Here is a 12,671-nt window from a genome sequence, read left to right as displayed (position 1 = left end):
TCCATGGCATCGAAGAAATCCGCGACCGTGAAGATGGACATCGGCATCAGCGAGAAGGACCGTGCGGCCATCGCGCAGGGCCTCAGCCGGCTGCTGGCCGACACCTACACGCTCTACCTCACGACCCACAACTTCCACTGGAACGTCACCGGGCCGATGTTCAACAGCCTGCACACCATGTTCATGGACCAGTACACCGAGCTGTGGAATGCGGTGGACCCGATCGCCGAACGCATCCGTTCGCTGGGCCACGTGGCTCCGGGCTCGTACGCCGCGTTTGGCAAGCTCAGCTCGCTGCCCGACGCGCCCGCCCAGCCGCCCAAGGCGCTGGAGATGGTGCGCATCCTGGCCCAGGGCCACGAGGCGGTGGCGCGCACGGCGCGCAGTCTCTTGCCGCTGACCGACAAGGCCAGCGATGAGCCGACCACGGATGTGCTGGTGCAGCGCCTGACGGTGCATGAGCAGACCGCGTGGATGCTGCGCTCGCTGCTGGAAGACTGACGCGACCCTGCCAAAGAAAGAGCCCCGCCGCGGCGGGGCTTTTTCATGACACGGCCGCGGGACGGGCCGCTCAGCGGGCCAGCGCAAAGCCGGCGACGGCCTTGTAGTGGTCGGAGATCGCGCGCAGCTCGTCCTGGCTGATGAGATCGTCGATGCGACCGAAGGGCTGACCCCCGCTGAGCTCGTCGGCCTTCATGATGATGAAGTCCGGTGGCAGCGTCCGGTTGGTCTCGACGACGCGCGCGGTGGCCGGTCGGCGTTGGGCGTCGTAGCGCTGCAGGGCGCCCACCGGATCGTGCGGCGTGGCGGCGAGCTCGTCGGCGAGGCAGCGCGCGTCGAGCAGGGCTTGCGCCGAGCCGTTGGAGCCGCGGGGGTACATCGGATGGGCGGCATCGCCCATGAGCGTGACGCGACCGACACTCCAGAAAGGCAGCGGGTCCTTGTCCACCATGGGGTACTCGAAGACTTGTTGCGCACCGCTGATCAGGGCGGGAACATCGAGCCAGTCATAGCGCCAGCCGTCGAACACGGGCAGGAAATCGGCCAGACGGCCCGGGCGGTTCCAGTCGTTCATGCGCGCCTCGGGGTCGCGGATCTCGGCCACCCAGTTGATCAGCTGGTTGCCTTGTCCGTCCACGTTGTCGACGATCGGGTAGATCACCATCTTGCCGGTGTCGATGCTGCCGATGCGCAGGTAGCTGCGTCCGTCCAGGATCGGGCGGTGCACCGTGGTGCCGCGCCAGGTGTTGATGCCGGCGTAGCAGACGCGGTCTTGCGGATGGAAGTGACGCCGCACGGCGGAGTTGACACCATCGCAGGCCACCACGACATCGGCCCGCAGCGGCGCGGGCGCTGTGCCGTTGACCGGCTCGAAGGTGAGGGTGGCACCGTCGTCGTGGGGGTCGATGCGCTGCAGGCGGTGACCGGTGTGCAGGCGCCACGGTCCCAGGCGCTTCTGCGCCGCGCGCCACAACACCCCGTGAAGCTTGCCGCGGTGGATGCCGAGTTCGGGGTGCGGGTAGCCGGCGTGGCGGCCGCGGGTTTCGCGGTACACGAACTGCCCCCAGCGGTTGAAGAACACGCTTTCGCGGTTGGGAATGCCCAGCGCCTCCAGTTCGGGCAGCAGGCCCAGCGCGTCCAGCTCGCGCACCGCGTGGGGCAACAACGTGATGCCCACGCCGAGCTCACGCACCTCGTTCACGCCTTCAAACACCTCACACGCCAGGCCCCGCTGGTGCAGCGCCAGCGCAAACGCGAGTCCGGCGATCCCGCCGCCCACCACCGCAATCCGCATGCTCAGTCCGCCTTGATGTTCTGGGTCTTGATGAGCTGCGCCCAGCGGTCCGCATCCCGCGACACGAGCTGGCCGAACGCCTCGGGCGTGGCGGTGGCCGGGTCCATGCCCTGCCCGCTGAACGCGCGGCGCACGTCCTCGCTGGCGAGGATCTCGTTGATCTCGCGGTTGAGCGCGGCCACCTGCGCGGCCGGCATCGCGCGCGGCGCGAACACGCCGTACCACATGTCCACGTTCACGTTGCCGGCCCGCGCCTCGGCCAGCGTCGGCACCTCGGGCAGCAGCGCGTGGCGCTTGTCCGAGCCGATCGCCAGCGCCACCAGCTTGCCCGCCTTGAGCTGCGGCAGTGCGACGTGGATGGGCAGGAACATGGCGTCCACCTGCCCGCCGAGCAGGTCGGTCACCGCCGGGCCGGTGCCCCGATAGGGAATGTGGGTGAGGAAGACGCCGGCGGTGGTCTTGAACAGCTCCATCGACAGGTGGTGCGGCGTGCCCACCCCGGGCGAGGCGTAGTTGAGCTTGCCGGGGGATTTGCGGGCAGCCGCCACCAGATCGGCCGCGGTGGCCAGGCCGCTGCGCGGGTGGGTCACCAGGATCAGCTGGCCCCAGCTGGTCAGCGCCACCGGCGCCAGATCCTTCACCGGGTCAAACGCCAGCTGCGGATAGAGCGAGCGGTTCATGACCAGGGTGTTCACGCTGACGAGCAGCGTGGTGCCGTCCGGGGCGGCACGCACGACCGCCTCCGTACCGATATTGCCGGACGCGCCCGCGCGGTTTTCCACGATCACCGGCCGCTTGAGCCGTTCGCTCAGTTTCGGGCCCACGGTGCGCGCGATCAGGTCGATGCCGGTGCCCGGTGTGAAGGGCACGATCAGCCGGATTGGCGCCTCCGCCGGGCCCTGCGCCCACGCGCCGGGCAGCCACGCTGCGAGCGGCGCGGCGACCATCAGCCGACGGCGCGTGAGCGCGCCGGTTCCTCGGGTTTGAACGGGTGTCACGGCTTGTCTCCTTTCGTTAGCATGCAAATAATTATCCCGGTCGGTACCCGCGCCGGGCCATCCGTAGAATCCCGGCCCGCCATGCCCATCGACCTGTACCAGCGCCCCGGTTTCCTGCTGCGCCGCGCGCACCAGATTTCGGCCGCCGTGTTCGAGAGCGCCTGCGCCGGGCTGGGGCTGACCCCGGCGCAGTACGGCGTGTTGCGGCTGTTGGCCGAGGAGCCGGGCATCGACCAGACCCGCCTGGCGCGGGCGCTGGCCTTCGACAAGGTCACCGTCATGCGCGTGCTGCGCGGGCTGGAGGACCGGGGCCTCGTCGAACGCCGGGCCTGCGGCCGGCTCAAGACGGTCTGTCTGAGCGACGCCGGCCACGCCACGCTGGCGGCCGCGCGCGCGCCGGCTGAGGCCGCCTACCAGCGCTTGATGTCGCCGCTGTCGGCCGCACAGCGCGAGCAGCTGGTGGTCCTGCTGACCACCCTGACCGACGGCCTGGCCGACGAGGCACGCGCGCCCTTCGTGCCGCTGCCGACCGCCGGCACTACCCCCGCGGCTGACTGAACCGGCGGGCCGGTCCGCGACACACCGCACACCGACGCGCGGGTGGAGCGCCACCGCCGCACGCCGCTGTCACACAGCGGTGGCACCATCGCGGGATGCGAGGCCGTCGCCGTTTTCTGCTCACCGCTGCCCTGGGTCCGGCCGCGCTGGCGAGCGGCTGCGCGGGACTCTCGCTGGACGACGAGGAGCGCGATGACGAGGCGGTCGACCTGACCGCGGTGAACGCCTCCGATTGGGCGATGGCCTGCGACATCGCCCGGGCCATCGATCCCTCGGGCTGGCGCCATCGTCGCTACGGCTCCATGACCCCCACCCGCTACGACGCCGGCCAGCACGATGGCCGCCCCGCGCTGCATGCGCGCGGCGCCGGCGGCAACAGCACCCTGCGACTGCCGTTGGCGCCCGCGCCGGTGGACGCAGACACGCGTCTGGAGTTCGCGTGGTGGGTGGGCGCGCTCAACGAGGCCGCCGACCTGCGCGACCGGGATGCCGACGACGCCGTGGCGCGCGTGGTGCTGAGCTTCGACGGCGAGCGCCGCGACTGGGTGGCACGCGACCATGTGTTGTCGGAGCTGGTGCGCCTCATCACGGGCGAGCCGCTGCCCGACGCAAGCCTGGTCTACGTGTGGGACAACCGCTACCCGGTGGGCACGGTGATCGACAACCCGCACACCCGGCGCGTGCGTCAGCTGGTGGTGCAAAGCGGTCCGGCCGGGCTGGGCCGCTGGGTCGACCACCGGCGGGCCGTCGCCGACGACCTGATGCTGACCTTCGGACCGGCGCGGACCGGCGACGCCGCGCTGCAGCTCAGTGGCCTGGGCGTGATGAGCGACGCCAACAACACCGGCGCCCGGATCGACGCCTGGTTCGGCCCCTTGCGCCTCACGGGCGGGGCGCCTTCGGCCATCCGCTGAGGGCGCACAGGCGCACGCGCGGCGCGTGCGAGGCGTAGCGTCGGGCGTGCGCGGCGAGTTCAGCGCCACACGCCGCCAGGGCCGCACGGGCCTGCGCTCGATCGGTAAACACGGCCACCGTGATCGCCACCGTGATCGCTGACGTCATGGGGTCGGCCACACCCCCGGGCGCGGTTGGCGGCGGGCGCTCCGGGTGCAGGGCCCACAGGGCCAGCAGGCCATGCGGCGCCAGCACACGGCGGGCCAGCGGCAGGTGGTCGGCCACATACGTCGCACGGTCAAAGTGGCCGCCGGCCGGCAGTTCGTAATGAGCGGTGACGGCGACGGGTGCGTCGACCAGATCGGACGGGGCAGGGATGGGTGGATGCATGCGCCCATTCTGGGCGGAGGTCAGCGCCCGATTGAGCGGCGGCGCGTGAACAGTGTCTTCGCACGCCGCGCCTAGCGCGGGCCAGGCGGGGCGCGGAGCATCGCGGCTTCCCTCAACCCCACCGGAGCTGTCCATGCAACGCATTACCCACCGTCCCCTCATCACCGCCCTGCTGGCGGCCGCCCTCAGCGGTGTCACCGCCGTCCACGCGCAGGCACCGGCCGACACCGAGCGCGTCGGCCGCAGCCCCTGGGGGCCGACCGACGAAATCGGCGCCCTCAACAAGATCACGCCGGCCTCGGTGCTCAAGGTGCTCAGCCGCGTGAGCAGCGGCAAGACCTACGACCTCAGTGTGGAGTTCTACGTGGGCATGCCGAGCTACTACTTCCTGGGCCAGCCCCGGTATCAGATCTGGAACGTGCACACGCCGCAGGGCACGATCGTGGACGACCCCAACAGGCTGGGCCGGGAGAAAAACAGCCTCGTGACGTACTCGGGCAGCGCCTTCTCCATGTACGCCCACACCGGCACGCACATCGACGCCCTGTCGCACTTCGGCCTGCAGGGGGAGATCTTCAACGGCTTCAAGACGCAGGATCACCTCGGCGACCGCGGCTGGCGCAAGGCCGGGATCGAGAAATTCCCGCCCATCATCGCGCGCGGCGTGTTGATTGATGTGGCGCGCTACAAGGGCGTGGATGTGCTCCCCGACTCCTACGGCATCACGGTGGCCGATCTGCAAGGCGCGCTGGTGCAGCAGGGCGTGGCGCTGGAGGACGGCGACGTGGTGATGGTGCGCACCGGGCGCATGCGGTGGTTTCAGGACAACGACCGCTACCTGACCAACACCCCCGGGCTGACGCGCGAATCGGCGAATTTCCTCGCCGACCGCGGCGCCATCGTGATCGGTGTGGACAACATCAGCACCGACGTCTGGCCGGCCCAGGAAGATCGCAACTGGATCCCGGTGCACAGCGCCATGCTTTCGCAGCGCGGGGTGCCGATCATGCAGAACGTCAATCTCGAAGGGCTGTCGGCCGACCGGGTGTTCCAGTTCGCCTGGATCGGCGCGCCGCTGAAGTTGCGCGGGGCCGACGGTGCGCCGATGCGGCCGGTGGCCATTCCGATCCGCTGAGACGCCGGGGCCCTACCATCCGCGCAGGAGGCCCCGCATGGACCGATACGCTGCGATGCAATGTTTCTGCCGGATCGTGGAGACCGGCAGTTTCGCGGCCGCCGCGCGCGATCTCGATCTGTCGCGCTCGGTGGTCACCAAGTACGTGCAACAGCTCGAGGAATGGACGGCCAGCCGGCTGTTGTCCCGGACCACCCGGGCCGTGCGCCCTACCCCGGCCGGCCACCGCTTCCACGACTACTGCCGACGGGTGCTGGCCGACACCGAGGCCACGCTGGCCGACTTGCGCGACGACGCCCAGGGCCCCAGCGGCCGCCTCGTCGTGGCGGCGCCGGTCTCACTCACGCTGGCCTACCTCGGGGCGCATTTCTGCCGCTTTCGCAGCGCCTGGCCCGGTATCTCGCTGGACGTGCGGCTGAGCGACCAGCCGGTGGACCTGGTGCGCGAGGGCGTGGACGTGGCGCTGCGCGGGCAAGCCACGCTGCCCGACTCCAGCCACGTCGCCCGACCGTTGATGCGCCTGGAGCGGGTGGTGTGCGCCGCGCCGTCGTACTGGGCGCAGCATGGCCGGCCGGTACACCCGGCCGAGCTGCAGTCTCACGAGCTGCTGCCCTACCTCCTGGGCAGCGACGCCCACGAATGGACGCTCAGCGGAGCCGACGGGCGCCACCGTGTGCCTGTGCGCGGCGGCTGGCGCGCCGACAACAGCCTGCTGCTGGTGCAGGCGCTGGTGGCGGGCCAGGGCGTGGGCCTGCTGCCGCGGGTCATGGTGCGGCACGAGCTGGCCGACGGCCGCCTGCAGGCGGTGCTGCCGGACCACAAGGCCGAGCCCCGCCGCCTGTTCGCCGTGATGCCCACACGCCAGCACCTGCCGGCGCGGGTGCGGGTGTTCATCGATCACCTGCAAGCCGCCATTCGCGCGGACGGCTGGGCCGCAGACGGCCGCTGACGGGGTCCACCGGCGCGGTGTCCACCACCAGCCAGACCGCGACCGAGAGACTGCCCACGCGCAGCGCCGGCGCCTCGTCGAACCACACGACCTCGTCGCCCGCTTCCAGCGCGTGGCTCTGGCCACCGGGACGCTGGGCGTGGCCGCGGCCGCGCACCGCGTGCAGCAGGCGGCCCTGAGCGGCGGGCAGGCTCAGCGGCTGGCCGGGCGCGGACCAGCCCAGGCTCACGCGCACGTCCGCGTCGGGCTCAAACCCCGGACCGGCGGCGTCGTCCAGGGCAGGCCCGTGCAGCGGCTGCCACTGACCCAGGCGCAGCGCCGGCAGCGTGTGCTGCCGCACCACGGGCGCCGCGCCCACCCGCCGCGGCTCAAACCACAACTGCAGGTGGCGGTCCACCGCCGAAGCGCAGGCGTTGGTCTGCGCGTGCGCGATGCCGCTGCCCGCCCGCATCCACTGAATCTGCCCCGGGTGAACCACCGCGTGACCGCCGCGGTCGTCGCGGTGTTCGATGGGCGCGGTCAGCGGAATCATCAGAATGTCCACATCGCGGTGCGGGTGCATGGCAAAGCCCCGGCGGGGCTGCACCCGGTCGTCGTTGAGCACCCTGAGCGGCCCGAATGCCTCGCGACCCGGCGCACGCCAGGCCCCGAAGTTCAGGCTGAAACGCGCTTGCAGCCAGTCGTTGTGGAAGCGGCCACGCTGCCAGCCGGGCCGCTGTTCGGGCGCATCCCGACCAAGCGTGAGGGCGGCTTGCGCGTTCATGCGGCCTCCCGCGCGCGCGGGGCGGTGCGCGTCGCGCCGCGCAGCCCCAGGGCCACCAGCAGCAGCGCGGGCCACACCGTCCAGGGCAGCGGTTCCTGCCAGACCGCCACGCCCAGTGCCAGGCTCATGGCGGTCATCACATAGCCGATGAAACTGAACACCACCGGCTCGGCCGCGCGCTGCAGCCCGAAATAGCACAGGTAGCCCGAGACCAGCGCGGCCACCTGGAGCAGGGCCGCGGTCAGGCCCACGGTCGTGGCGGGCCAAGCGGGCAGCCCATCGCCCAGACCGGACCCCACCAGCAGCCACAGCGCGGAGCCCAGCAGCGTGAGCCCAGCGAGCCACGGCGCGCCGGCGCCCGGCGGCATGCGTTGGCTGCGGTACACGTTGGTGGCCGCAATGAGCACCGGCACCGCCAGCGCCAGCGCCCCGAAGGCCCACGGCAGGCGCTGCGCCAACCCCTGGCCTCCGATCAGCAGCACGCCGCCCGCCAGGCCACTGGCGATCGCCATCGCGCGCCGCCAACCGGCCCGCTCCAGCCCGAGACCGATCAGGATCAGCCAGGTGAACAGCGGCGAGAGGGTGAACGAGAGCGCCGCGAAACCGGCGCCGGCGTGGGCCGCCAGCCAGTACGACAGCCACATCGGCAGCGCGTGCCCGCCCAGTCCCGCCAGGAGGCCAAACGCCAGCCAGCGCGGCGAGAACCCGCACAGGCCCTGCCGGGCCCAGCCCACGCCGGCCAGCACCGCCCCGGCCACCAGCGTGGGCCAGAGGGTGAACGCGACCGCCTCCACCCCGCCTTGCGCGGCCCAGCGCGCCAGCGGAACGCCCGCCCCGAGGAATACCCCGGTTCCTGCCAACAACCACCACACCCGCCACGCCATGACTCGACTCCTGCTGCGAAAACCGCAGCGTAGAAGTCCGTCGATGGTTGAGCTAGGCGGCGATGCGGAATGATGTGTTCACGATCCGTGCGCAATCCACCAGCGCCACAGACCGTCGCACGCGTCATCGAGCCGCGCGAGCAGCGCGTCGAAGCCCACGTCAGCCGGGTCGGGGATCACCGGGTCGTGGTGGCGCCGCTGGAACTCGGCCAGGCCACGCAGGCGCGTGCGGTGCTCCGGCGGGCAGACCGCCTCGGCCAGCGCCAGGCTGTCCCAGTCCATCGCCAACACCAGCCGGGCGCGGGCAAAGTCGTGGGGCTCCAGCGCGCGCGAGCGCAGGTCGGCGATGTCCACACCGCGGCGCGCCGCCTCAAACACCGCCTCGGCCGACGGCGCTTCGCCGCCCGGCCAGGCGTGGGTGCCGGCGGAGTCGGCCAGCGCGTGGGCGCGCGCCGCATCGACACCCGCGCGGCGCAAGCGATGGCGCCACCAGCCCTGCGCCAACGGGCTGCGCACGCGGTTGCCCACGCAGACAAACAACACCGGGCCGGCGGCCCCCGGCTCGCTCATGGCGCGTCGAAATCGAAGCTCGCCTGCCGCGACGCGCTGGCCGCGCGGCGCTGCTGGCGGGGTCCGGCGAGCTGCTCGGCCGCCCGGTGGCGCGAGCCGTGACGGCGGACGATGTCGTCCTGACCGGCCTGCACATCGGCCCGGGCGCGCAGCCCGTGCACCCGCTGCTTGGCCGCCCGCAAGGCGACCTCCAGGTCGACCAGCGGCGCGGGAATATCGTCGCCCACGCGCACGCCGGCGCGCGCCTGCACGTCCGGCGGCATCCGCCACGGCTCAAACAGCCAGGTGTCGGGCACACGCCGCAGCGCCGGCAGCCACTGGCGCACGAAGCGACCCGCCGGGTCGTGGTCGCGGGCTTGCTTGATCGGGTTGTAGACCCGCGTGGTGTTGATGCCGGTGGTGCCGCTCTGCATCTGCAGCTGGCTCCAGTGGATGCCCGGTTCGTAATCGAGGAACTGCCGCGCCAGCCACTCGCCCACCGGCCGCCAGTGCAGCCACAGCGGGTAGGCCGCCACCGACACCAGCATGGCGCGCATGCGGAAGTTCAGCCAGCCGGTCTCGCGCAGCATGGCCACGCAGGCATCCACCATCGGCCAGCCGGTGCGGCCGGCGATCAGCGCATCGAGGTGGGCGGGCTCGACCGACGCTTCGCGCAGGCCGTCGTAGCCGCGGTGCATGTTGTGCCACTCGATGGCGGGCTCGGTTTCGAGCTTCTGGATGAAGTGGCAATGCCAGTGCAGGCGGCTGAGGAACGCCCCGAGGCCGGCGTGCTGTCGCGTGCCAGCCAGCGCGGGATCGTCCATGCGCGCTCGGGTGGCCTGGACCACCTCGCGCAGGCTCAGGGTGCCGAAGGCCAGATGAGCCGACAAGCGCGAGCAGGCGTCGGGCGCGCTCAGCGGCGAAGAAATGCCACCGCGGTAGCGCGCGCTGCGCGTGGTCAGGAAATCGTCGAGCAGCGCCACGCCGAGGGCGCGGCCGCCGCGCTGGCGCATCGGCGGGTCGTGCGGGTCGAGGCCGAGCGCGGCGAGCGTCGGCCAGGCGACCGGCTCCATCGCCACCGCGGCGGGCGTCAGCAACGGGGGGTGCGACTGCGGCGCGGTCACCAGCGCTTCCCACTGACGCAACCACTGCCGTCGCTCGGGCAGGCCGCGCACCACGCCATGTTGACGCGCTTCGTGCCACGCGACGCCGCGCTCGCGGCACCAGCGGGCCACGCGGCGGTCGCGGGCGAAGGTGTGGCCGTTGCCCGTCTCCTGGTGCGACCACAGGCTGTGAAACGGCGCTCGGGCATAGAGTCGGGCGAGCACCTCGTCGGCCTCACCGACGGCCAACGCCAGCCGTCCCCCCAGGGCGCGCAGGTCGGCCGCGAGGTCGCGCAGGCTCTCGGTCAGGAAGCCCAGGTGCTGGGCGGCGGCGTCCGGCTGGCGCCACAGCGAAGGCTCCAGGATGTAGAGACACAACACCGGCCCGGCGCGCGCGGCCTCGGCCAGCGGCGCGTGGTCGCGCGTGCGCAAGTCGCGCTTGAACCAGACCACCGCATACGTCATGCGCGAATTGTGGGCGGGCAAAAAAAAGCCGGACGCGGGGTCCGGCTTGTCCGAGTGCACGGCGGGGTTGGCCCGCCGGCCGGGGTTGGCGGCGATCAGCGGGTGGGTCGGCGGGCACCCGGGCGCGGGGCGCCGCGGTCGTTGCCCCAGCCGCGGTCGGCCGGGCGGTCGCTGAAGCCACGCGGCGCGGGCGCGCCCTTGTCGGCGCGGCCGAAGCCGGCAAAGCCACCGGCGCGCGGGCCGCGGGGGGCCGCCGGGCGGCCGTCGAAGCGCGGGTCGAAACGTTGGTCCTGGCGCTGGTCCTGGCGTTGATCGGGGCGCGGGTCGAAGCGCGCGTCGGGGCGACCGGCGCCGCCGTCGCGACCGGGGGCACGCGACTCAAAGCGTGGCTCAGCGCGGCCTTCAAACCGGTGGTCCGGCCGGGGGCCGCGGCGCTCGGCGCCGCGCGGGTCGAAGCGGGGCTCTGCGCGGGCGTCGGGGCGGGCATCGCCACGGAAATCGCCACGCGGCTCGAAACGGCCTTCCGGCCGCGGGCCACGGCGCTCGTCGTTGAAGCGCGGGGCGCCGCCGAAGCGATCGCCCCCACGCGGGGCACCAAAGCGCTCGCCGCGCGGACCGCCACGACCGCTGCGCTCGGGCATCGGCGGACGCTGACGCGGCTCCAGGCCCGGGATCGTTTCGGCCTGGAAACGCTGCTGCGTGTAGGCCTCGATGTCGCCGATGCGGCGGCGGTCGCGGAACTCGGCGAAGGTCACGGCGACGCCCGTGCGGCCGGCCCGGCCGGTGCGCCCGATGCGGTGGGTGTAGTCCTCGGCCTTCATCGGCAGGCCCACGTTGAACACGTGGGTGATGGTCGGCACGTCGATGCCGCGGGCGGCGACGTCGGTGGCCACCAGGATCTGCACCTCGCCGCGGCGCAGCGCCATCAGGCGGCGGTTGCGCAGGCCCTGGCTGAGGGCGCCGTGCAGCGCCACGGCGGAGAAACCGCCCTGCTGCAGCTCCTCAGCCAGCGCGTCGCACTCGATCTGCGTGCTGACGAACACGATCGCCTGGTCGATGGTCGTGTCGCGCAGCCAGTGGTCGAGCAGCTTGCGCTTGTGTTCGGCGTGGTCGGCCCAGAACAGCACCTGCTTGATGCTGGCGTGCTTTTCCTGCGGCGAATCGATCTGCACCTTCTGCACGTGGGCGCCGTTGTCGTGCATCACGCGCATGGCGAGTTGCTGGATGCGCGGCGCGAAGGTCGCGCTGAACATCATGGTCTGGCGGCGCTGCGCGGTCAGGGCGTTGATCTCGGCGAGGTCATCGGCAAAACCCAGATCCAGCATGCGGTCGGCTTCGTCCACCACCAGAAACTGCACCTGATCGAGCTTGAGCTGCGACGAGCGCTGCAGGTCGAGCAGGCGGCCCGGCGTGGCGACCACGAGGTCGGCGTTCTGCAGACGCGCAATCTGCACGGCGTAGGGCGTGCCGCCGACCACGCTGGCGATGCGCAGGCCGCGGCAGTGGCGCACGAGGTCGATGGCGTCGTGCGCCACCTGCTGGGCCAGTTCACGCGTGGGGCACAGCACCAGCGCACCCGGGGTGGCGGCCTTGAAGTGGCGCGGGTTGGTCGGGTCTTTGCGTTTGGGCGACTTCGGCGGCGCCTCGCCGCGGGCCAGCGCTTCGGCCACCAGGCGTTCGCGCTCGGCGCGTTCGGCGGCGGCGCGGGCGGCCTGCTGGCCCAGCAGCGTGTGCAGCACCGGCAGCAGGAAGGCCGCGGTCTTGCCGCTGCCGGTCTGGCTGCTGACCATCAGGTCGGCGTAGTGCTCGCCCGTCTCGCCCGACAGGGCCAGGGGCATCACGCGGGCCTGCACCGCGGTGGGTTGGGTGAAACCGAGGTCGGCCACCGCAGCCACCAGCTCGGGCGCGAGGCCCAGCGCGGCAAACGCGCTGGCGTCGACCACGGTGGGCTCGGACGCGGTGTCGGGGGTGTCCTGGGTGGACTCGGGGGAAACGTCAGACGGCAGCAGCGTGCCGCGCTCTTCAAAAGCGTCGCTCATGGTTCATTCCGGCGCCGAGGCGCCAATGACCGAATCGCGGGGGTGGGCCGTTGCGGCACCCGCGGGTTCGTTCGTGGTTACAAAACATCAACCACCAACAGAACCGCGGAAGCGGGGGTCGCCGGGATCGCTGGAACAGCGGTCGTGAT

13 protein-coding genes are annotated in these 12,671 nt (G+C 72.0%); 5 read left to right on the top strand and 8 right to left on the bottom strand.

What is annotated here, in order from left to right:
- Positions 1-3 precede the first annotated feature (3 nt).
- Positions 4-501 carry a Dps family protein gene (locus tag AC2D80_RS03255; protein WP_484631540.1) on the top strand — a complete coding sequence of 166 codons (498 nt, stop codon included), beginning with the start codon at positions 4-6 and terminating at the stop codon, positions 499-501.
- Between the two features lie 70 nt (positions 502-571).
- Here the strand turns inward: AC2D80_RS03255 and AC2D80_RS03250 are convergent, their stop codons facing one another.
- On the bottom strand, positions 572-1,795 hold the full coding sequence (locus AC2D80_RS03250) for a flavin-dependent oxidoreductase (RefSeq protein WP_484631539.1): 1,224 nt from the start codon (positions 1,793-1,795) through the stop codon (positions 572-574).
- 2 nt (positions 1,796-1,797) lie between these two features.
- Positions 1,798-2,742, bottom strand: a complete 945-nt coding sequence (locus AC2D80_RS03245) for a tripartite tricarboxylate transporter substrate binding protein (protein WP_484632636.1) — start codon at positions 2,740-2,742, stop codon at positions 1,798-1,800.
- Between the two features lie 132 nt (positions 2,743-2,874).
- Here AC2D80_RS03245 and AC2D80_RS03240 point away from each other — a divergent pair, with 132 nt between their 5' ends.
- Together AC2D80_RS03240 and AC2D80_RS03235 are read left to right on the top strand one after the other, a co-directional pair.
- Positions 2,875-3,351 (top strand): MarR family winged helix-turn-helix transcriptional regulator, encoded by a 477-nt coding sequence (locus AC2D80_RS03240; RefSeq protein ID WP_484631538.1) that lies wholly within the window; start codon positions 2,875-2,877, stop codon positions 3,349-3,351.
- Between the two features lie 95 nt (positions 3,352-3,446).
- The gene (locus AC2D80_RS03235) at positions 3,447-4,265 is read left to right on the top strand and encodes a DUF3047 domain-containing protein (RefSeq protein ID WP_484631537.1); all 819 of its coding nucleotides are present in this window, start codon (positions 3,447-3,449) and stop codon (positions 4,263-4,265) included.
- Here AC2D80_RS03235 and AC2D80_RS03230 read toward each other — a convergent pair.
- A complete protein-coding gene (locus tag AC2D80_RS03230) occupies positions 4,234-4,635 on the bottom strand; it encodes a hypothetical protein (protein ID WP_484631536.1) in 402 nt (133 codons plus the stop codon). The two genes, AC2D80_RS03235 and AC2D80_RS03230, sit on opposite strands and share 32 nt — an antisense overlap.
- 133 nt (positions 4,636-4,768) lie before the next feature.
- Here AC2D80_RS03230 and AC2D80_RS03225 point away from each other — a divergent pair, with 133 nt between their 5' ends.
- Together AC2D80_RS03225 and AC2D80_RS03220 are read left to right on the top strand one after the other, a co-directional pair.
- Positions 4,769-5,770: a cyclase family protein gene (locus AC2D80_RS03225; RefSeq protein ID WP_484631535.1), complete on the top strand. Its 1,002-nt coding sequence runs from the start codon at positions 4,769-4,771 to the stop codon at positions 5,768-5,770.
- A gap of 37 nt (positions 5,771-5,807) precedes the next feature.
- Entirely contained in the window at positions 5,808-6,719 is a 912-nt protein-coding gene (locus tag AC2D80_RS03220) for a LysR family transcriptional regulator (protein ID WP_484631534.1), read from the top strand.
- Here AC2D80_RS03220 and AC2D80_RS03215 read toward each other — a convergent pair.
- The 5 genes from AC2D80_RS03215 to AC2D80_RS03195 form a co-directional block, all read right to left on the bottom strand.
- Positions 6,661-7,482: a pirin family protein gene (locus AC2D80_RS03215; protein WP_484631533.1), complete on the bottom strand. Its 822-nt coding sequence runs from the start codon at positions 7,480-7,482 to the stop codon at positions 6,661-6,663. The two genes, AC2D80_RS03220 and AC2D80_RS03215, sit on opposite strands and share 59 nt — an antisense overlap.
- Positions 7,479-8,366, bottom strand: coding sequence for a DMT family transporter (locus AC2D80_RS03210; RefSeq protein ID WP_484631532.1), 888 nt, complete (start codon positions 8,364-8,366; stop codon positions 7,479-7,481). Before AC2D80_RS03210 ends, AC2D80_RS03215 begins: the two co-directional genes overlap by 4 nt.
- 78 nt (positions 8,367-8,444) lie before the next feature.
- Positions 8,445-8,936: an arsenate reductase/protein-tyrosine-phosphatase family protein gene (locus AC2D80_RS03205; RefSeq protein ID WP_484631531.1), complete on the bottom strand. Its 492-nt coding sequence runs from the start codon at positions 8,934-8,936 to the stop codon at positions 8,445-8,447.
- Positions 8,933-10,483: an FAD-binding domain-containing protein gene (locus AC2D80_RS03200; RefSeq protein WP_484631530.1), complete on the bottom strand. Its 1,551-nt coding sequence runs from the start codon at positions 10,481-10,483 to the stop codon at positions 8,933-8,935. Before AC2D80_RS03200 ends, AC2D80_RS03205 begins: the two co-directional genes overlap by 4 nt.
- 95 nt (positions 10,484-10,578) lie before the next feature.
- Positions 10,579-12,522, bottom strand: a complete 1,944-nt coding sequence (locus tag AC2D80_RS03195; RefSeq protein ID WP_484631529.1) for a DEAD/DEAH box helicase — start codon at positions 12,520-12,522, stop codon at positions 10,579-10,581.
- Positions 12,523-12,671 lie beyond the last annotated feature (149 nt).

The sequence above is a fragment of the Hydrogenophaga sp. T66 genome (genome assembly GCF_057219855.1).
Note: the sequence above shows the minus strand (reverse complement) of the source record. Positions and strands in the feature narration are given on the sequence as shown.

What these genes read in the sequence shown, in the direction of transcription:
- AC2D80_RS03235 (WP_484631537.1), top strand. Translation starts at nt 3,447, where the DNA reads ATGCGAGGCCGTCGCCGTTTTCTGCTCACCGCTGCCCTGGGTCCGGCC.
- AC2D80_RS03230 (WP_484631536.1), bottom strand. Translation starts at nt 4,635, where the DNA reads ATGCATCCACCCATCCCTGCCCCGTCCGATCTGGTCGACGCACCCGTC.
- AC2D80_RS03195 (WP_484631529.1), bottom strand. Translation starts at nt 12,522, where the DNA reads ATGAGCGACGCTTTTGAAGAGCGCGGCACGCTGCTGCCGTCTGACGTT.
- AC2D80_RS03240 (WP_484631538.1), top strand. Translation starts at nt 2,875, where the DNA reads ATGCCCATCGACCTGTACCAGCGCCCCGGTTTCCTGCTGCGCCGCGCG.
- AC2D80_RS03200 (WP_484631530.1), bottom strand. Translation starts at nt 10,483, where the DNA reads ATGACGTATGCGGTGGTCTGGTTCAAGCGCGACTTGCGCACGCGCGAC.
- AC2D80_RS03250 (WP_484631539.1), bottom strand. Translation starts at nt 1,795, where the DNA reads ATGCGGATTGCGGTGGTGGGCGGCGGGATCGCCGGACTCGCGTTTGCG.
- AC2D80_RS03245 (WP_484632636.1), bottom strand. Translation starts at nt 2,742, where the DNA reads ATGGTCGCCGCGCCGCTCGCAGCGTGGCTGCCCGGCGCGTGGGCGCAG.
- AC2D80_RS03225 (WP_484631535.1), top strand. Translation starts at nt 4,769, where the DNA reads ATGCAACGCATTACCCACCGTCCCCTCATCACCGCCCTGCTGGCGGCC.
- AC2D80_RS03210 (WP_484631532.1), bottom strand. Translation starts at nt 8,366, where the DNA reads ATGGCGTGGCGGGTGTGGTGGTTGTTGGCAGGAACCGGGGTATTCCTC.
- AC2D80_RS03220 (WP_484631534.1), top strand. Translation starts at nt 5,808, where the DNA reads ATGGACCGATACGCTGCGATGCAATGTTTCTGCCGGATCGTGGAGACC.
- AC2D80_RS03215 (WP_484631533.1), bottom strand. Translation starts at nt 7,482, where the DNA reads ATGAACGCGCAAGCCGCCCTCACGCTTGGTCGGGATGCGCCCGAACAG.
- AC2D80_RS03255 (WP_484631540.1), top strand. Translation starts at nt 4, where the DNA reads ATGGCATCGAAGAAATCCGCGACCGTGAAGATGGACATCGGCATCAGC.
- AC2D80_RS03205 (WP_484631531.1), bottom strand. Translation starts at nt 8,936, where the DNA reads ATGAGCGAGCCGGGGGCCGCCGGCCCGGTGTTGTTTGTCTGCGTGGGC.